Origin of the sequence: Rhodococcus sp. IEGM 1306, assembly GCF_036541985.1 — a bacterium.
Classification (GTDB): Bacteria; Actinomycetota; Actinomycetes; order Mycobacteriales; family Mycobacteriaceae; genus Rhodococcus_F; species Rhodococcus_F qingshengii.
In genome coordinates, this window is the sequence record NZ_JAZHFF010000006.1 from 384,033 (window position 1) to 402,826 (window position 18,794).

Genomic DNA, 18,794 nt, shown 5'->3' on the forward strand with positions numbered 1-18,794 from the left:
AGACTAAGCAAGCCACGTTAAATCTGTGTTACATCAGTGGTCCCGGTTAACAGAGTGATTGGTCACCATCGAATAGGCGCAGCGTACGGCGCCGCGCCGGCTAACATGTCAGACCCTCTTCCGGAGCCTTCAAGTAAACGAAGTAGTCGACGACGGCATCGTCGACGCAGGAGTTTCCGTCCAGAACCACCGTGTGTTGGGTTCCGTCGAACGTGATCAGAGCAGCGCCCAACTGCTTCGCGAGATCCACTCCCGCCTGATACGGGGTCGCCGGATCCTGCGTCGTGGACACGACGACCAGCTGCGGCAGACCGGCGTCAGCGAGTGCCTGGGGGTCGAGCGCGTGAGGGCTGCCGGTAGCCGGAACGGGCCAGAACGCGCACAGGTCGAGCGGCGCTTGACCCGTCCCGCGGCCGTCGTCGAGGAACGGCGCCGCCTCGCGGTACCGAGTGTCGGATTCGCCGGCCTCGGCGCGGTCGGTGGTTGCCGGATCGTCCACGCAGCGAATGGCGTTGAACGCGTCGTTGATGTTGGAGTAGCTGCCGTCATCCTCACGGCCTTCGTACATGTCGGCGAGATTGAGCAGCGAGTCGCCGCGTCCGTCGGCCAGACTCGACAGACCCCCACGCAGCGGCGTCCACAACTGTGGCGAGTACAGAGCTTGCTGCACGCCCGTGATCGCGTCGGAATAACTCAGCCCGCGCGGATCGGTGGTCTGTGCCGGCTTCTCGATCAACGGATCGACGAGTGCCTGAAAGCGTGCCTGCGCCTGCGCCGGATCATCACCCAGCGGGCAATCCGTTCGCGAGACACAGTCGGCGACAAAGGCGTCGAACGCGCCTTGGAAGCCCTGCCCCTGCAAGACCACTTCGTCGACCGGATCCTGCTCGGGGTCGAGCGCGCCGTCGAGGACCATCGCTCGGACGTTCTGCGGAAAGGTTTCCGCGTACGTGGATCCGAGCCGGGTCCCGTACGAGAACCCGAGGTAGTTCATCTTCGGATCGCCGAGAACGCCCCGAATGACGTCCATATCTCGCACCACCTCGTAGGTACCGACATGAGCGAGGAACTCCGTACCGGTCCGCTCAGCGCACTTGGCGGCGTAGTCCTTGCTGTCCGCCTCGGCGAGAGCGATGCCCTCCGGCGTCATGTCGACGTTGACCTCCGCACGCTCCGCGTCGGTCTCCTCCGGCGTCAAACACCGAACCTGCGGGGTCGACGCCCCGATCCCCCGCGGATCGAAGCCGATCATGTCGAAACGTTCCTGCAATTCGGTGCCCGAACCCGAGGTCGCCATCGACAGCCCGGACCCACCCGGCCCGCCGGGGTTCAGCAACAGTGAGCCGATGCGGTCGCCGGTTGCCTTCGAACGCGAGATCACCACCTTCGCGGTGTCGCCGTTCGGATTCGCGTAGTCGACGGGAACGCTCACCTCGGCGCAGTCGATCCCACGCCCCAGCGGCGCAGTTCCTTCTTCGACAAATTGGTCGCACGAACCCCAGTCGAGCGTCTGCTCGTAGAATTTCTCGAGGCCGGACGGCACCGCGGACGCGGCAGAACCAGCAGGTTCCACTGATTCGGGCGTGCCTTCCGAACTGGTGCAACCGACAACCAACACGAGCACTGCTGCGCTTCCGGCGAGGGCACCGGAGAGGCGAACGAACTTCGACATGCCATCGATGGTGCCAGGAAACCGCGATAGCCAGCGGTTCGCCTCGTCTCGGCACCTACCTGATACGCGCGCGGTGATGTGACCCATTGCACCCCGTCAACTATTCGTGTCGGCGATGTCCGGTGGCAGACTGAACACGTCATCACCCACACCCGGGGACCCGAAGGCGATCAACGCTCAGGGCCTCGAGGCCAGAAAGGGACAACGATGTCCGAAACACCTCTCTACGGTTCTGTACCCACTGCAAGCTCTACCGATGCACCGAAGCGTAAGACGCGCATTCACCACCTCGCCGAGATGAAGCAGAACGGCGAACGCTGGTCGATGCTCACCGCTTACGACTACTCCACGGCACGCATCTTCGAAGACGCAGGCATCCCGGTGCTGCTCGTCGGCGACTCTGCCGCCAACGTCGTCTACGGCTACGACACCACCGTGCCGATCACCGTCGACGAACTGCTCCCGCTCGTGCGTGGCGTCGTTCGCGGCGCGCCGCACGCACTCGTCGTCGCCGACCTCCCCTTCGGCACCTACGAGGGTTCCGCCGAGCAGGCCCTGGCGACTGCCACACGGTTCATGAAGGAAGGCCTCGCGCACGCCGTCAAACTCGAGGGCGGTGAGCGGATGAGCAAGCAGATCGCGGCAATCACCTCGGCCGGCATCCCCGTCATGGCACACGTCGGATTCACCCCGCAGAGCGTGAACTCGCTCGGCGGATTCCGCGTCCAGGGTCGCGGCGACGCGGCCGAGCAGCTTGTGGCGGACGCCATTGCAGTCCAGGAAGCCGGGGCGTTCTCCGTCGTCATGGAAATGGTTCCGGCCGAGATTGCGGGCCAGGTCAGCCGCAAACTCACCATCCCCACCGTCGGCATCGGGGCCGGTTCCGAATGCGACGCTCAGGTACTCGTCTGGCAGGACATGGCGGGTTACACGAGTGGTAAGACAGCCAAGTTCGTCAAGCGTTTCGGTAACGTCGGTGACGAACTGCGTTCCGCAGCCGCAGCCTATGCATCAGAAGTTCGCACTGGCGCTTTCCCGGCCGCAGAACACAGTTTCTGATCCGAGACCGGCGAACGCCGCCTGTCTCTCAACCAGCCAGGGGTGCGTTCAATGATCGGTAACCGTCGAAGTTCTACTGCCGCAGCTGTAGTCGGCGCGGCAGCTCTCGTCACGGTGCTGAGCGGATGCGCGGGAGGGTCCACCAACTCTCCCGCGCCCAGCAGCACTACGCCCGCGAGTTCCACCACGACGGCGCCGGCAACAACCGCGTCCGGTTCGACGTTCACCGACGCTCAAGTCCAGCAGTTGTGCTCGGATATGGAAGGGCAGCTGCAGAACTGGCGGACCGTCACCCCGACGCTCGGCAAGGGCGGACTGAACACGATCGTCATCACGTGGGCGACGCAGAACGGCATCAACCTGCTCGATCTCGCTCAGAACCGCGAAAGCATCGACGCGGCAACCTCAGCCGCGTGCCCCGACGTCCGGAGCGGCGCGATTTCCGCACTCGAGATCCCCGATCTCGCCTCCGGCCTGGTGGGCTTCTGATGACCGACACGTCAGCCACTTCAGGGCAGCCGTCGACTCTCCGGAGTCTGTATCCCCCGATCGAGCCTTTCGTCACCGGCTTCCTCGATGTCGGTGACGGCCAGAGCATGTACTGGGAAGTCAGCGGAAATCCGGACGGCAAGCCGGTGGTGTTCCTGCACGGTGGCCCCGGCGGTGGTGCGCAACCGGCGGTACGCCAGTTCTTCGATCCGGCTGCATACCGCATCGTTCTACTCGACCAGCGCGGCTGCGGGCGGTCCACCCCTCACGTTGCCGACGGCGCCGACCTGTCGGTTAACACGACGGACAAGCTGCTGGCCGACATCGAAGCCCTGCGCGAACATCTTTCGATCGACAAGTGGATGGTTTTCGGCGGGTCCTGGGGTTCCACGCTGTCCATCGCCTACGCCGAAACGTTTCCTACGCGCGTCACTGAGCTGGTCCTGCGCGGGATCTTCCTCCTGCGTCGTAGCGAGATCGACTGGTACTACAACGGCGGCGCGGGAAACATCTTCCCGGAGCGCTGGGACAAATTCCTCGAACCGGTACCCGAGGCGCAGCGCGGCGAAGACCTCGTCGCGGTCTATCACCAACTGCTCCATTCCGAAGACCCCGCCGTCGCAGCCCGGGCAGCGATCGCCTGGTCGGCTTGGGAAGGATCGACGAGCTACCTGTACCCACAGGCGGACAAGATCGAACAGAACTCCGAGACCCGGTTCGCCTTGGCTTTCGCCCGTATCGAGAACCACTACTTCGTCAACGGCGGGTTCTTCGACGAGAACCAACTCCTACGCAAAAGCTCCGCACTGCACGGCATTCCGGGGACGATCGTCCAGGGCCGCTACGACGTCGTCTGCCCGGTCACCAGCGCCTGGGCGCTGCACAAGGCGTGGCCCGAATCCAAGCTCGTGATCGTCGACGACGCCGGACACTCCGCGATGGAGCCCGGCATCGCACATCACTTGGTGGAAGCCACCGATTCTTACCGGTAGCTCGCTACGCCGGGAACGTGAACTCCACCGTCCGTTTGACGGTGTCGACGGCGGTGAGTCGCACCTTTGCGCGCTCACCGTCGTCGGGCGTTCCGACGCATTTCGCAATCACGGCGATCGACGGGACAAACACTTCCGCCGAGCGCTTTCCGTCCTTGGCGCGCATCACCACTGCGTCGAAGACCTCGCCGACCCGGCCGTCGAGCAGCGTGGACTCGGTCAGATCGATGCACGCACGGTCGACCTTGTTCGCCAGCGAGTCGGACCCACTCATGATGTCGGGCAGCTCGGGAAGTGCAGTGCGCGCCCATTCCGGTACCGGCGTACCAGCTGTGATCGCCAGACACACCTCGGTGCTGAAACGATCGGACAGCCGGCGCAGCGGAGCAGTCACGTGAGCGTAGGGCGCTCCGATCCCCGCATGCACCGTCAACTCCGGTAGTCGGCCGTCGAAGGCCGCGTAGTCTGCCCCGCGCAGCAACGACGGCGCAACCGACATCAGCGCCATCGTCGACGGCTCGTTGGAATCGAGTCCGGCAAGAATCTGCCCGACGCTTTGCCCCTCCGGCCACGTGATACCCAGCGCCACTGCAGTTCTCCGCAAGGTCCGAACCGCGGACTCCTCGGCCGGCGGCAGCGTGCGAAGCAACCCGATACCTGCGTCGATCATCATGCGGCCGGCACACATCCCGGTCAGCAGCGACACTTCTGCGTTCCAGTCGTCCGCTTCGGTGCGTGGCTCCAGTTCGATCCGCCAGCGAGCCGAGGACTCGTCCTCCGGCTGATCCCGAACCACTGACTGCTCGGGCAGTTTCAGCTCGATGGCACCCCTGGCAACCGCCGAGACACTGCGCAATCGTCCGAACTCCGGTAGTGCGGCGATGGACGGATGCAAGGTTCCCGCGTCGGCATCGCGCTGCACGGTCGAATAGTCCAGACGTGCCACCGATTTCACCAGAGCGCGTCTCACCTGCCACGACGTCGGCTCGGCCTGCGCGTCGAGTTCGATCCGCCACAGCGCGGCGGGACGAACCACGTCCGGCAGCAGACTCGCCGATCCCTCCGACAACGCTCGGGGATGCAGCGGGACGGAACCGTCCGGGAGATAGAAGGTTTGGCCCCGCTTGCGGGTTTCGATGTCGAGAGCGCCACCCGGCGTCACCACCGCCGCGACGTCGGCGATCGCGTAGTGCACGACGTACCCGGTCGAGGTCTTCTCGATGTGCACTGCCTGGTCGAGGTCCATCGATCCGGGAGGGTCGATGGTCACGAAGGCGATACCCGTTTCGTCGACACGCCCGGCACCGAAACGATCCACGGCATTCTCGGCCTCGGCCTGCGCCGCAGCCGAGAATGCTCCTGGCAAGTCGAACTCCGCCCGAACCACTCCGAAGTCGATTCCCTGCACCATCATTCGACTTGCGGGCACGCATCCTCCATGATCGGTTCGGGCCGGTGTAGCAGCAGTACCGGTCCCAGTTGTTCGAGTCCCGGCTGTTCCAAGGCTCAGTTATTCCAAGGCTCAGTTGTTCCAGTCTTCGTCTGCCCGATCGGCGGCTTTGTTGCGTTCGGCAGCGATCTTCAATGCATGCTCGGCAGAGTCCCGATCAGGGTACGGCCCCATCCTCGTCAGCGAGGACGCACCCTTTCCCTGCGTGACGGAACCGTCGGACACGTCGAAGTACCAGAGTCGATCTTCATCAGTCATATCCACAGTGTGACATCAGAGTGAGATAGAAGCTTGTAGATCGCTGTGAGACTGATATTCTTTCTACTTGGCCTGGCAGGTGAGAACCGGACATTCGAACGGTGAGTTCTGCTTGAATGCCCAACACAAGCTACGAACAGAAAATGGAGTGCGCATGTCCGCAATTCTTTACGATTACCTCCTCCCGCTCATGGGCCATGACGCGGCAACGTACTGGGCTACGCTGCTGGTCATCAAGCCTGTCTGACAGCTTTTCGAACAAGGAAGACCCCCACCGATCCGGTGGGGGTCTTCTTTTTCTCACTGTGCAGATCGCGGGCGGACGAGTCGGCGTGTAAGCCGGATCCTGTCCTGCGGCACCGAAGTGCCGAGTGGCGACCATCCATCTGGGCACACCGTCGCCGGGTGCCTCGAGCGGTTCACCCGCAGGCTCGGGCGAGCAGCCCTCGAACACCTGCGCAGCCGCACCGCGAGCGATGCGACCTTCAACCTTGCTCCGGGCGGGGTTTACCTAGCCACCCCGGTCACCCGAGGTGCTGGTGCGCTCTTACCGCACCGTTTCACCCTTACCTGCCTCGAAAGGCAGGCGGTCTGTTTTCTGTGGCACTGTCCCGCGAGTTGCCTCGGGTTGCCGTTAACAACCGCCCTGCTCTGTGGAGTCCGGACTTTCCTCGGCCCCAGGCCTGTGCGCGATACGCGCTGGTTCCAGAAGCCGCGGCCGCCCGGCCAACTCGTCCGCCCCCGTATGCTACCGGGCGCCTGTCGGTGGCCGGCACTATGGTCACCGTATGACTCGGTACGTGGCCCTGCTACGCGGTATCAACGTGGGCGGCATCAACATCAAGATGGCGGACCTGGCGAGAGTCTTCGGTGACCTCGGATTCCAAGGGGTGAAAACCGTGTTGGCCTCAGGCAACGTTCTGTTCGACAGTCCGAGCACCGACATCCCGACGCTGAAGAAACAGATCGAATCCGCCCTTGCCCGCGAGTTCGGCTACGAGGCTTGGGTGTTCGTCCTCGACCTTCCGACACTGCAGGCGATCGTGGACAACTACCCGTTCGAGCGCGAACGCGAGGGTTGGCATGCTTATGCGATGGTTGCCTCCGAGCCGGAAATCCTGGAGGAATTGAGCACTGCAGCAGCGCAACTCGATGCCTCGGTCGAGCGTGTGGCGGCAGGCGACGGAGTCCTGTACTGGGAGGTCGAGAAGGGGCAGACCGTCAAGAGCGCGTTCGGCAGGAACACCGGAAAACCGAAGTTCAAGGCGTTCACCACAACCCGAAACCTGAACACGCTCTACGAACTGCTCAAATGACGCTCGCCCCGACACGGAGCACCATCGCGTGACTCTTCTACCGATCCTGCTCGTCGCCCTCGTCCTCGTCTTCGCGATAGTGCGTCCACGCGGGCTTCCCGAGATCGTCATCGCCGGGCCGGCAGCTGTCGTCGTTCTCCTGACCGGCGTCGTAACTCTCGACGAAGCCCGCGACGAACTGGCGAGCATGGCACCCACCGTCGTCTTCCTGGTTGCCGTGCTGGTTCTCGCTCATGCCGCCGATGCTCTCGGCGTCTTTCGCTGGGTCAGCCAGATCCTGCAGCAAAAATCCCTCGCCGATCCACACCGGTTGCTGATCTATGTGTTCGGCGCCGCCGCCCTGACCACGGCGGTCCTGAGCCTCGACGCCACCGTCGTGCTGCTGACACCCGCGGTGATCGCGGCCGCACGATCCATCGGAGCAAGTCCCCGGCCGCATTCCTATGCCAGTGCGCACCTGTCGAATTCGGCGTCGACCCTGCTGCCGGTGTCCAACCTGACCAACCTCATCGCGTTTGCCGCAACAGGTTTGACGTTCTTGCACTTCACCGCATTGATGGCGTTGCCGTGGGTCGTGACGATCGCTGTCGAGTACCTGATTTTTCGACTGTTCTTCCGTTCGGAACTCGCGCGGGGCGACAGCGCCGAACCGACGGCGGCAGCCAGATCTGCGCCTGCGCCGATTCTGCCGCTGACGGTGATCGGAATGACGCTGCTCGGTTTCGCGGTTTCGGGTTTCTTCGGGATCGAGCCCGCCTGGATCGCGGTGGTGGGTGCGAGTGTCCTGGGAGCGATCGCTCTGGCTCGGCACCGTACGACCGCCGCCAAGATGCTCTACGCTGCCGACCTCTGGTTCTGCGCGTTCGTCCTGGTTCTCGGAATCATCGTCGCCGGAGTCGCGAACGGGCCGGTGGGCGAATGGATTGCGCAGATCCTGCCAGGCGACACCAGCTACGGCTCACTGCTCTTTGTCGCCGCGGTAGCGGCGGTTGCGTCCAATCTCGTCAACAACCTGCCGGCAACCTTGCTGATGATCGCAGCGCTCGGAACGGCGGCACCTCCAGCGCTGGTGCTTGCGATGTTGATCGGCGTCAACCTCGGCCCCAACCTCACCTACGTGGGCTCACTGGCAACGATGCTCTGGCGACGAGTCGCCACCAGCGCGGGCGCACCGCCCACGCTGGCGACATTCACTCTGCTCGGGGTCATCACGACGCCACTGACATTGCTCGCCGCCGTGAGTGCCCTGTGGTTGGTGATCTGATCAGAGGCTGATCAGCCGTCGGGGCTCTTTCAGCGAAGGTGTGACGTGTCGTTGACCAACCGGACCGAGGCTCCCCCGTCGGGATAGAACTCGGTGATACTCAGCGACGCCAGATCCAGATGCAACCGGTACAGCAACGACGGCCCGGCATCGAGGGCCAGCTGCACCAAAGTCTTGATCGGGGTGACGTGAGAGACGACCAACAGCGTCGCGCCGCCGTAGGTCGAGATCAGGTCGTCACGCGCGGCGACGACTCGTTCGCGTACCTCGTCGAAACTCTCGCCGCCCGGTGGACGCACCGAAGTGTCCGAGAGCCATTCGCGATGCAGGTCCGGGTCACGCTCGGCTGCCTCGCGGAACGTGAGTCCGTCCCAGTCGCCGAAATCGGTTTCGATCAAACCCTTGTGCTCGACGACGGGTAAACCGAGCACGCGGGCCGATGCCTCTGCCGTCTCACGGGTTCTGCCGAGGGGTGAGCAGACGATGGCGTCGATACCGCCTCGGTTCCCGAAGCGTCCGGCTGCGCCGGCAGCCTGCGCGCGGCCCAGTTCCGTGAGCTCCGGATTCCCGCGTCCGGAATACCGGCGATCGACCGACATCGCTGTCTGTCCGTGACGTAGCAACAACATTCGTGTCGGCTTGCCGGTGGTGGCGATCCATCCCGGAGAGCCGGCGATCTGCGGCTCCGACGTCTCTTCGGACGGCGCGGCAGGTGCAGCAGGTGCGGGGGCCGAAGGTGCGACTGGGCCGGTTTCGATGCCGGCAGCCGCGTCCATCGCCTCGTTGGCAAGACGATCGGCATGAGAGTTCTCGCCGCGAGGAATCCACGTGTAGGTCACTCGCGAGAACTGCGTCGCCAGCTCGGCAGCGCGCCGCTGCAGCGGAATCATGTCCGGGTGCTTGACCTTCCAGCGCCCGGACATCTGCTCGACGACCAACTTGGAATCCATGCGGACGTCGACCTTCGACGCGCCGAGTTCACCGGCAGCGGTCAACCCGGCGATCAGTCCGCGGTACTCGGCGACGTTGTTGGTCGCGATACCGATGCTTTCCTTGCGTTCGGCCAACACCGAGCGCGAGGCGTCGAAGACCACGGCGCCGTAGCCGGCCGGGCCGGGGTTGCCGCGCGATCCACCGTCGGCCTCGACGATGACCTGCGTGGGATTCACAGACCGGACTCCTTGGTACGCACCATGATTGCATTGCACTCTGGGCAACGAACGACGACGTCGGCCGGTGTCGCGGCAATTCGGGAGATCTCGCCGCGGTCGATCTCGATCCGGCAAGCGCCGCATCGGCGTGCCTGCAGAAGCGCCGCGCCCGGTCCGCCCAGGGTGCGCTGCTTCTCGTAGACAGCAAGGAAATCGGCGGGGAATTCACCGACAAGTCGTTCACGATCGGCGGCGCAACGCTCCTGCGCCTTGTCCAGATCAGCGACGGCATCGTCGCGGCGACGCTTGGCGTCGATCAGCTCTTCTTCGGCCTGCGACAGCTGGGCACCGGCATGATCGTGATCGGCCTGCAACGCCTCACGCTGCTCCATCACTTCGAGCAACTCGTCCTCGAGGAGCCCCTGACGCCGGACCAGGCTGCCGAGTTCGTGTTCGAGTTCGGTGAGCTGCTTCGCCCCGACCGACCCGCTCTGCAACAGTGTGCGGTCACGATCCTCGCGCTGACGAACCGCGTCGACCTCGCCTTCGAGCTTGCGAATGTCGCGATCGATGTCGTCGATCTGGATTTCGACGGCTACGGACGCGTCTTTACGGCTGATTCGCTCGGCCTCGAGACGTTCGACTTCCTGCTGCTCGGGAAGCGCTCCGCGTCGGTGGGTGATCCGGGTGAGCTCAGCATCCACCCCGGCGAGGTCGAGAAGCTTGGATTGCACCTGTGGTTCGACGTTCACGCTGTATAACTCCTGCTGTAAGTCCGATGTCGGCAGTGCTCGCGAAGGACGGCTCTCGAAGAACTGCTCTTGAATTGTTCGTGCAACCGTACCTTGCAGAGCGCTGCACTAATGCGCACTCAAACACCACGGATCGGTGCGAATTGTCGAAACCCGGCTTTCCCACTCCGGATTGTCGGCAAACGCGGCGTCGAGCACCGATTTCGCCTGCGCGCACCACGGGTATTCACTCGCCCAGTGCGCGACGTCGACCAGAGCCGGGCCACCGGCGCGTAGATGCTCGTCCGCGGGATGATGCCGCAGGTCCGCAGTGACGTAGACGTCGGCGCCCAGTGCCGCCACCACGTCGAGATACGAGTCGCCGGAACCGCCGCACACCGCCACGGTACGAACGGTCGCGTCTGGATCTCCGGCCGCGCGAACACCCCACTCGGTCGAGGGCAGTGAGCGCGCCACTCGCGCGGTGAATTCCCGCAAGGTTTCGGGGTGGTCGAGCTCACCCAACCGCCCCAGTCCGAGTGAACTGGGGAACGCTGCGAGTTCGAAGACATCGAAGGCCGGTTCCTCGTACGGATGGGAGGCACGCAATGCGCCCAGCACTGCGCTTCGCTTTCCGCGAGGGGCAATCACTTCCACACGATTCTCGCGAACCTGCTCCACAGCGCCGACGGTCCCGATCGTCGGATTCGCTCCGTCGGCGGGCAGGAACTGACCCGTACCGGTGACGGTCCAACTGCACTGGCTGTAGTCACCGATCCGCCCAGCCCCGGCCTCGAAAAGTGCATCCTGCACGGCCGATGCATTCTCCACCGGAACCATGACGACCCACTTGTCGAGCGGCTGCGTCGGCTTGGGTTCGATCGGGCGAAGCACGGTCAGGCCCAGAGCCTGCGCCAACGCGTCGGACACTCCGGGGTCGGCCGAGTCCGCATTGGTGTGCGCCGAGAACAGTGCGCATCCCGCCTTGATGAGCTTGTGAACCAACGCACCTTTGGGTGTGTGAGCACCGACGGTGTCCACCCCACGCAGCAGAAGTGGATGGTGAACGACCAGAAGGTCGGCACCGGAGGCGATGGCGTCGTCGACCACTGCCTCGGTCGGATCCACCGCGAAAACCACTCTCGTCACAGCGTCGGCCGGATCGCCGCAGACCAGACCGACCGAGTCCCACGATTCCGCCAGGGCCGGCGGATACGCGGATTCCAGCACGGCTATGACGTCCGCAAGGGTGGGGCCACTCACAAGATCTCCTTCATCGCTTCGATCAGTACCGCAACCTGCTCGGCTGGACGGACGGCCACGCGCAGCCGATCCGGGCCGAGTCCGGGAAAGGTGTCGCACCTGCGGACGGCGATTCCGCGGGCACGCAGGTGCTCTCGCATCGTGGCGCCGTCACGGACATCGATGAGCACGAACGGCCCCGCAGCGGGTTGGTGCACGGCAATCCCGATCTCGGTCAGTCGCCGCGACATGTCTCGGCGGTCCACGGCAATCGCGTCGGCTTTGATCCTCGACTGCTCGACGGCAAACGGTTCGCAGCACGCCGTGATGGCCTCGATCTGCAGACTGCCCAATGGCCAGTGGGCTCGGCCGTGACTGAGTCGAGCCAGAAGATCGGGAGAGCCGATCGCGTATCCACACCGCAATCCGGCGAGCGCCCACGTCTTGGTCAGGCTCCGAAGGACCATTACATCCGCCGACTCGACACCGGCGATGCTCTCCGTTTCGCCGGGGACCGCGTCGCCGAAGGCCTCGTCCACCACCAGGATCCGGCCCGGCTGACGCAATGCCAACACATCGGCCTTGGGGTGAAGCACGGACGTCGGGTTGGTCGGATTGCCCAGAACGACAAGGTCCGCGGATTCGGGTACCTGCGCGGTCCGAAGCTCGAAAGGCGGCTCCAGAATCACTTGAGTCACCGGCACACCGGCCTCTCGCAGTGCCAGTTCCGGCTCGGTGAACGACGGATGGATCAGCGCTGCCGAACGAGCGCCCAGGCGCGGCAGCATCGCGAATCCCTCGGCACCGCCCGAGAGCAACAACACCTCTTCGGGCCGGCGCCCGTGCCGCTGCGCGACCGTTTCGCGAGCCTTCAGTTCCGCTGCGGCCGACGGGTACGAACCAAGCGTCGCCAGCCCTGCGGCCAGCCGATCCCGCAACCACTTCGGCGGGCCGGAGCCTTGAATGTTGACGGCAAAATCGAGTAACCCGGGCTCCGCTTCGACATCGCCGTGATGTCGCAAGCTCTCCAGGTCAAACGTTCCGGTACTCACCCGGTCAGCCTACGGTCGAGCACCGTGCGCGGACATCACCCCTGCCGTCCGGGACAATGAGTGCCGTGACGACACCACCGCTCGACCGCTTTCCCGTAGTTCTGTTCGATCTGGACGGCACCATCACCGATTCCGCTCCCGGCATTCACGGCGGCTTCCGACACGCGTTGGCAACTGTCGGCCATCCGGAGCCGACGGAAGCGATGTTGGCATCGGTGATCGGCCCGCCGATGGTCGATACCTTCAGGTCACTCGGTATGGCCCCGGCGGACGTGGATCGGGCGATCGCCGCGTACATCGAGCGTTACGACGCGACCGGGTGGCAGGAGAACTCGGTGTACGAAGGCATGGACGTCGTCCTGGGTAAGGCTCGCGCGAGCGGCACCCGACTGGCCGTCGCCACCTCCAAGTCGGAGCAATTCGCCATTCGAATCCTCGAGCATTTCGGCCTGGCCGAGCACTTCGAGTTCATCGGCGGCGCGAGTGACGACGGAACTCGTCGGGCGAAACCCGATGTGATCGCGCATTCGCTGACCTCACTCGGGATCACTCCCGTCCTCGCATCCGACGGCGGAACCCCCGACGTTCTCATGATCGGCGACCGTGATCACGACGTGCTCGGCGCCGCGAAGTACGGCATCCCCACCGTCGTCGAATGGGGCTACGGTTCCGCCGAGGAAGCGCGGCAAGCGTTTCGCTCCGTATCGTCGGCATCCGAACTGGGAGGACTTCTCGATGGCCGCCACTGAACCACTCCACGTGACTGAACCACTTCATGTGACGTTTGTGTGCACCGGCAATATCTGCCGGTCACCGATGGCCGAAAAGATCTTGCTCGCGCATCTGGACCGTGAAGGCCTCGCCGACCGAGTCCGTGTCAGCAGTGCAGGTACCGAGGGGTTTCACACCGGTAGCGAGGCCGACGAGCGGACCAACGTCGTGCTCCGAGCGGCCGGATATCCGACGGGCCACAGTGCCGCGCAGGTCAATGCAGATCATCTCGCGGCCGATCTGGTCGTCGCCCTCGACACCGGCCATGAACGTGAGCTTGCTCATCTCGGCGTGCCCACCGAGCGTCGGCGCCTACTGCGATCGTTCGACCCCGAGGCTGACGGAGAATCGGTTCCGGACCCGTACTACGGGGATCAGGAGGACTTCGAACTGGTGCGAGACCAGATCGAAGCAGCCATTCCCGACATACTCGACTGGATCCGCGAGCGGGCCTGAACCCGGAGCAAAATTCACTCCCGTTCGGGCAACGGATACCGTGGACGTGTGCGAAGACTGAAATTCCTGTTGCGGCCCGGTTGGTTGGTACTGGCAGCTGTGGTCGGGCTCTTCGCCTACCTGTGCTTCACCGTGCTCGCCCCATGGCAACTCGGCAAGAACACAAAGACCGAGCACCGCAATGATCTGATCTCGAACTCGATCAACGCGGAGACCGTGCCGATCGGTGACGTCATCGCCGATTCGACGATCGCACCGGACGACGAATGGCGAAACATCACCGCGGCAGGCACCTATCTGCCCGACGCCGACATCCTCGTTCGACTGCAGTCCATCGAGGGCGCACCGTCGTACGAGATCCTGACGCCTTTCCTTCTCGACGACGGCCGCACGATCCTCGTCAATCGCGGATACGTTCGGCCGATCAACGGCGCCGAGGCACCGCCCATCGCCGCGCCGCCGACCGATCCGGTCACTCTCAACGGTCGCGTGCGTCTGTCGGAAGGCACCGCGCCCGGCCGAGTTCCGATGTTCGAGGACGGCGCGAAACAGGTCTACTCGATCGACGCACAACCTATCGGCGAGTTCATCGGAACGGACCTGATCGACGCGTACATCCAACTCGAACCCGACCAGCCCGGCGGCCTGGGGACGATCCCTCTCCCCCAACTCGATGCAGGCCCCTATCTCTCGTACGGGTTCCAATGGCTGGCGTTCGGCATCATGGCGCCGCTCGGACTGGCCTACTTCATTCGCGCGGAGTGGCGCGAACGTCGCAAGGAGAAGGCAGCTCAAGCAGCTGTCGACGGCTTCGCAGCGGACGACGCCGCTACCGAGACGACCCCGGAAGCGCCGGTATCCGCGCCTGCCGCACCCCCCGCCGAACCGACTCGTACCTTCAGCCGTCGCAAGAAGCCGGAGCCGGAATCAGTGCCGCTGACGGCGCAGGAAGCCAAACTTGCCGATCGATACGGCAATACCCGCTGAAATACCCGCTGACACCACAACTGCACTGATCTGCACCGCCGACGAAAGCCTCGCCGCGCGGCGCAGATCGTTCGGCGTCGGCACAGGCCCGCGGCCGAGGACGGGACGCATCTCCACCCCGTGCGTGTACTCGGTCCGACCACCCAACGAAATGCCCAACGCCCCTGCCGCCGACGCTTCCGCGACGCCCGCATTGGGGCTTGGATGAGCCGCTGCGTCGCGTTTCCACGCTGCCAGTGATTCCTGAACCGAGCCGCCCACCACCGGTGCACACGCAGCCGTCAGCGCACCGGTCAGCCGAGCGGGGACGATGTTGACCAGGTCGTCGAACCTCGCCGCAGCCCACCCGAATCTGAGGTATTTCTCGGAGCGGTAGCCGATCATCGCGTCGAGTGTGTTGGCAGCGCGGTAGACGAACAGACCCGGCACGCCCGCAATTGCACCCCAGAACATTGCACCGACGCTTGCATCCGAGGTGTTTTCGGCGACCGACTCCAGCGCTGCACGCGTGAGGCCCTCCTCGCCCAGCACCGATGGATCGCGTCCACAGAGTGAAGGAAGTAGCTCACGCGCTTTCGTCAGGTCGCGATCGACCTGTGACGCCTCCAATCGAGCGGCCATGTCGATGCCGGTGCGTGCAAGCGACGTCCCGCCGAGCACGGCCCAGGTAGCTATCGCCGTCGTACCCGTGACGGCCACCCAACCGGCCCGGCGCGACGCTGCTTCGGCTGCGAGCCCAAGTCCAGCGGTGCCGGCCAAGAGCACAGCGACATGAAGTGTTCCGGCCGCTCGCGAGTCCCGGTAGGACATCTTCTGCAGCGCGATAGCCGCGGTTCCGAAGCCGGCAACCGGATGGAACCGCCCCGGATCGGCGAATGCCCGATCCGCAACGAAGCCGAGGAGAAGCCCGGCAGCTCGCGCATTGAATCGAGATTGGGACGAACGAACCGAAATCTGCACGAGCGTAGTTGTAGCAGCGACGCTCGTTCTCTGGCCAACCGTCACATGTCTGCCCGAGCTGAGCTCTACCCGTCCCAGTCGATCGTCAGGTAGATCAAGCGATGCATTCGGTTGATTTCCCAGACTCGGGCAATCCCGGTCGCCAGTGCGTCGCTTTGGGAACGAACCCGGATCGTCTGCCCCGGGAACAACGCAACACTGAGACTGGGCATCTCGGCGATGTGTATGTGCGGACGGGTGGGATGCACGCGCGTCGGGTCGACGGCTATTTCGATCACAGAACTGGACATGCGTCCAGAATGGCGTATTGCGGACATTCCGTTGTCGAAAATGAGAAACCCCGATCTGCATCGACATGCAGATCGGGGTTTGAATTCTTTGGTGGGCGCGGAGGGTTTCGAACCCCCGACCGCTGGTGTGTAAAAGCGCCCGAGTACGTCCCGGCCCGTCCGGCGTCGCCCTCCCCCGCGCAGGTCAGCGGCTTAGTTTGTCCTGATACATCCACACAGTTCGGGCTAGTACGTGCGCGCCTTGGGACACTCGCGGGACACCGCGTGGTTCTCGAACTCGACACACAAACGCTCCCTCAGGAGGCGGCGTCCTCGTCCTCGTGGGCCTGGCGGCCAGGGGTAACGCGTGTCGTAACACTCCGTTCGCCGGTAGCTGTCTCAGTCGCAACAATCAGAACGCTCCCACCACCGAACTCGGCCGAACCGGCAGCGTAGCCCGTGCGTTGGAACTCCCATGGCTTCTGAGCTTGGAGCTCCCGATGCGTAAGCGGTATCTCTGCGACCACGACATCGGCGGGGCCGGTGACCTCGATCCGCTCAATGCGCCGGAAGCAGGGGCCAGTTGGTTCCTCGGCTTGAAGGAAGATGTCGTGCGGCTCACCGGTCTCGGGATCCAACAAGTGCGGCGACTCCGTCCCGACCGTAAAGGACTTCTCATCACCCAGCGCGTCCCTGAATGCATCGTTGTCTATGTCGAGCTTCTGGATCATCACGTTTGCGATATCTTGCACGACCGCCACTTCCGACCCGTCCGCCCGGAAGATCACGTTGTCTGGAAACGCACGCACGATCTCCGCCGGACGACCATCGGTCTCCTCAACCCACAGGCGCACCTTCGCTGCGGTCAGCGTGAACGTCTTCATCCACACCGCGGCGAGCTTGCCGATGATCTCGGATCCGAAAGCGCCGGGTTCAAGCTCACCCGGAACGACCGTCGTGATACCGAAACTCCGCGCTTTCGCGATGGCCGACTTGGTGAACCCGGAGGACGATGCGAGAACCAACACATTGGTCGGCAGCCGATCGTGCTTGCTATTCATCTCCTCGACCCAACCCACAGACTGCCGCCTTTGGTGGTCTCGACACTCGATGCTGACGATCACTCGATGCCCGCCAGCGACGTCCTCAATACAGGTGTCAACCTCCCTTTCTTCGCCTGACACGAGGTCCACCAGCATCTTCGACTCTGTGACGACTGCATCCCCACTCAGATGGGAATGGATGATCGCCACCATCTCTTGAAACTCGTTCGTCCGCTTCGGCACGTCGTAAAACTTACCGGCGCTGTAGGCGGAATTAGCGATGACTGCTAACCGGTGAAACTATCTACGGAATCGCGCTGGTACCGTTGCGGCGTCAACATCAAGGGCGGCACCGTGGACCACCGAGACGCAGCCCGCTGACGGATTTTCCACGCTGGGGAACTTCCACGAGGTGCGGACGGCACCGGGATCGGCGTCGACTTTGAACTGCGACAGCACAACTGTTCGCTGACTAAGTTCAATTCATGGACTCCCCCAGAGAGACTGTTTGTCGTTTCGTCGTGGTCGCACCCGACGGACGGCGGTCGAGCGAGTGGCGCGTGTGGACCGGTCAGGAGGGCAAGAAGCCGACCGACGACGTCTACCTTGCTCCGCGAACACAGATTGTTGACTTCAAGATCAGCCTGCATAAAGACGGTTGGGGCCAGTACGGCCTCTCCCAGGCGGTTCGCGATGCTGCACGCCCTGGCGACAGGCGGGCGTTACTGCGCTGGGAGCTTAGCGAAACCGAGATCTTCCGCGGCTGGACTCCGGCATACTGCCTGCAGTTCCCCGAGAGTGAACTAGCAGCCGTTCCTCTTTCCGATGAGACTCAGGTCGAGATCCCCGCATCAGGCGTCGGGGCAGCGATCGCGGTGATGATCATGACCAGCAAAGCTGGCACCCAGCTTCCCGACGGACTAGGGGACGGCATCATCGGCACCCTCGATCGCAAGAACGGCGGGAGGGTCGCGATTCTCGCCATGCCGGTACGGTTCGATGCGGCGCTCCTCTCCGCACTAGATTCGCCCTCAGATGGCCTGTCCCCATGGGCAATCCCCGGTACGCAGGGGGAACACGAGCCCTACGGTTGGATAGTTCATCGGGGCACCGATGGGACGCGACGCTCAACCGAGTTCAACACGGAACTTAGGGCGACCGAACAACGTCCGTTTTCGCTGCCCGACTTCCCAGGCGTGATCCGGCCATGGAACGAGCGACCAACCGCAATCGACGATCGCGGCCTCGAATGTGCAGTTCTGGTCTGTTCCTCATCCGAACAGCCACAGCTCTTTGTTGACACCCGCGCCCGGTGTGACCACCAGCATCTCGGCAGGGACGCGACGGACCTCGTAATCGCGCACCAGCGGGGCAAACTCGATCATGGGTGGGGCCGACTAGGGAATAGCGGCCACTACACGTGCATCTCGATGCCACGCGTCCTTGAAGAGTCGGGGGGGATGGACCCCAGCCAGTGGGCGCCTGGCCCCGGCAGAGATAGCGGCTGAGAACGATGACGGCCTAGGAACCAGTTCGGCCGTCATTGTCCCACCGTGGCGGGCGGTCTGCTAACTCGGTCCACGTCGGACTGCACCAGCTGCGGACACAGGCGCAGCTCGGTCGCGGCGGTGG

At 64.0% G+C, this 18,794-nt stretch carries 19 protein-coding genes and 1 other RNA gene; 9 read left to right on the plus strand and 11 right to left on the minus strand.

The features are described from left to right. Positions 1-100 precede the first annotated feature (100 nt). A complete protein-coding gene (locus tag V3587_RS19815; protein ID WP_007735453.1) occupies positions 101-1,672 on the minus strand; it encodes an alpha/beta hydrolase in 1,572 nt (523 codons plus the stop codon). Between the two features lie 207 nt (positions 1,673-1,879). On the opposite strand from V3587_RS19815, the gene panB reads away from it, so the two are divergent. Genes panB through pip form a run of 3 tightly spaced genes read left to right on the plus strand, consistent with a single transcriptional unit; the run spans position 1,880 to position 4,212 of the window. Then, positions 1,880-2,731 carry a 3-methyl-2-oxobutanoate hydroxymethyltransferase gene (panB, locus tag V3587_RS19820; protein ID WP_003941624.1) on the plus strand — a complete coding sequence of 284 codons (852 nt, stop codon included), beginning with the start codon at positions 1,880-1,882 and terminating at the stop codon, positions 2,729-2,731. Positions 2,732-2,782: 51 nt separating this feature from the next. Further along, positions 2,783-3,220: a hypothetical protein gene (locus V3587_RS19825; protein WP_007735455.1), complete on the plus strand. Its 438-nt coding sequence runs from the start codon at positions 2,783-2,785 to the stop codon at positions 3,218-3,220. Next, a complete protein-coding gene (gene pip, locus V3587_RS19830; protein ID WP_283377213.1) occupies positions 3,220-4,212 on the plus strand; it encodes a prolyl aminopeptidase in 993 nt (330 codons plus the stop codon). The genes V3587_RS19825 and pip overlap by 1 nt, the downstream gene beginning before the upstream one ends. Before the next feature lie 4 nt (positions 4,213-4,216). Here pip and V3587_RS19835 read toward each other — a convergent pair whose 3' ends face one another. The 3 genes from V3587_RS19835 to rnpB all read right to left on the minus strand — a co-directional run bounded on the left by V3587_RS19835 (position 4,217) and on the right by rnpB (position 6,654). Further along, positions 4,217-5,626, minus strand: a complete 1,410-nt coding sequence (locus V3587_RS19835; protein WP_054186668.1) for an RNB domain-containing ribonuclease — start codon at positions 5,624-5,626, stop codon at positions 4,217-4,219. A 108-nt stretch (positions 5,627-5,734) separates the two neighbouring features. Then, a complete protein-coding gene (locus tag V3587_RS19840; protein WP_007735457.1) occupies positions 5,735-5,920 on the minus strand; it encodes a hypothetical protein in 186 nt (61 codons plus the stop codon). Positions 5,921-6,239: 319 nt separating this feature from the next. Beyond that, positions 6,240-6,654: RNase P RNA component class A (gene rnpB / locus V3587_RS19845), an RNA gene on the minus strand. Positions 6,655-6,708: 54 nt separating this feature from the next. Between rnpB and V3587_RS19850 the strand changes: the two genes are divergently transcribed. Beyond that, on the plus strand, positions 6,709-7,236 hold the full coding sequence (locus tag V3587_RS19850; protein WP_283377214.1) for a DUF1697 domain-containing protein: 528 nt from the start codon (positions 6,709-6,711) through the stop codon (positions 7,234-7,236). Positions 7,237-7,264: 28 nt separating this feature from the next. Further along, positions 7,265-8,500 carry an SLC13 family permease gene (locus tag V3587_RS19855; protein ID WP_283377215.1) on the plus strand — a complete coding sequence of 412 codons (1,236 nt, stop codon included), beginning with the start codon at positions 7,265-7,267 and terminating at the stop codon, positions 8,498-8,500. A gap of 29 nt (positions 8,501-8,529) precedes the next feature. Here the strand turns inward: V3587_RS19855 and V3587_RS19860 are convergent, their stop codons facing one another. From V3587_RS19860 to cobC, 4 genes are all read right to left on the minus strand, one after another. Continuing rightward, entirely contained in the window at positions 8,530-9,669 is a 1,140-nt protein-coding gene (locus V3587_RS19860) for a bifunctional RNase H/acid phosphatase (RefSeq protein ID WP_064689138.1), read from the minus strand. After that, entirely contained in the window at positions 9,666-10,403 is a 738-nt protein-coding gene (locus V3587_RS19865) for a zinc ribbon domain-containing protein (RefSeq protein ID WP_019748955.1), read from the minus strand. The genes V3587_RS19860 and V3587_RS19865 overlap by 4 nt, the downstream gene beginning before the upstream one ends. A 108-nt stretch (positions 10,404-10,511) precedes the next feature. Continuing rightward, positions 10,512-11,645: a Nif3-like dinuclear metal center hexameric protein gene (locus V3587_RS19870; RefSeq protein WP_030537562.1), complete on the minus strand. Its 1,134-nt coding sequence runs from the start codon at positions 11,643-11,645 to the stop codon at positions 10,512-10,514. Continuing rightward, a complete protein-coding gene (gene cobC / locus V3587_RS19875) occupies positions 11,642-12,676 on the minus strand; it encodes an Rv2231c family pyridoxal phosphate-dependent protein CobC (RefSeq protein ID WP_283377216.1) in 1,035 nt (344 codons plus the stop codon). The genes V3587_RS19870 and cobC overlap by 4 nt, the downstream gene beginning before the upstream one ends. Before the next feature lie 56 nt (positions 12,677-12,732). Here cobC and V3587_RS19880 point away from each other — a divergent pair, with 56 nt between their 5' ends. Genes V3587_RS19880 through V3587_RS19890 form a run of 3 tightly spaced genes read left to right on the plus strand, consistent with a single transcriptional unit; the run spans position 12,733 to position 14,890 of the window. Continuing rightward, positions 12,733-13,425, plus strand: coding sequence for an HAD hydrolase-like protein (locus tag V3587_RS19880; RefSeq protein ID WP_283377217.1), 693 nt, complete (start codon positions 12,733-12,735; stop codon positions 13,423-13,425). Next, on the plus strand, positions 13,412-13,903 hold the full coding sequence (locus tag V3587_RS19885; RefSeq protein WP_007735468.1) for a low molecular weight protein-tyrosine-phosphatase: 492 nt from the start codon (positions 13,412-13,414) through the stop codon (positions 13,901-13,903). Before V3587_RS19880 ends, V3587_RS19885 begins: the two co-directional genes overlap by 14 nt. A gap of 48 nt (positions 13,904-13,951) precedes the next feature. Then, on the plus strand, positions 13,952-14,890 hold the full coding sequence (locus V3587_RS19890; protein ID WP_042445745.1) for an SURF1 family cytochrome oxidase biogenesis protein: 939 nt from the start codon (positions 13,952-13,954) through the stop codon (positions 14,888-14,890). Here the strand turns inward: V3587_RS19890 and V3587_RS19895 are convergent. The 3 genes from V3587_RS19895 to V3587_RS19905 form a co-directional block, all read right to left on the minus strand. Continuing rightward, positions 14,831-15,850 (minus strand): cobalamin biosynthesis protein, encoded by a 1,020-nt coding sequence (locus V3587_RS19895; protein ID WP_219468160.1) that lies wholly within the window; start codon positions 15,848-15,850, stop codon positions 14,831-14,833. The genes V3587_RS19890 and V3587_RS19895 overlap by 60 nt on opposite strands. Positions 15,851-15,915: 65 nt before the next feature. Then, on the minus strand, positions 15,916-16,140 hold the full coding sequence (locus V3587_RS19900; RefSeq protein WP_042445743.1) for a hypothetical protein: 225 nt from the start codon (positions 16,138-16,140) through the stop codon (positions 15,916-15,918). A gap of 296 nt (positions 16,141-16,436) precedes the next feature. Continuing rightward, complete coding sequence (locus V3587_RS19905) at positions 16,437-17,405, minus strand: hypothetical protein (RefSeq protein ID WP_283377218.1); 969 nt, start codon at positions 17,403-17,405, stop codon at positions 16,437-16,439. 242 nt (positions 17,406-17,647) lie between these two features. Between V3587_RS19905 and V3587_RS19910 the strand changes: the two genes are divergently transcribed. Then, positions 17,648-18,670: a hypothetical protein gene (locus tag V3587_RS19910; RefSeq protein WP_331702547.1), complete on the plus strand. Its 1,023-nt coding sequence runs from the start codon at positions 17,648-17,650 to the stop codon at positions 18,668-18,670. Positions 18,671-18,794: the final 124 nt, after the last annotated feature.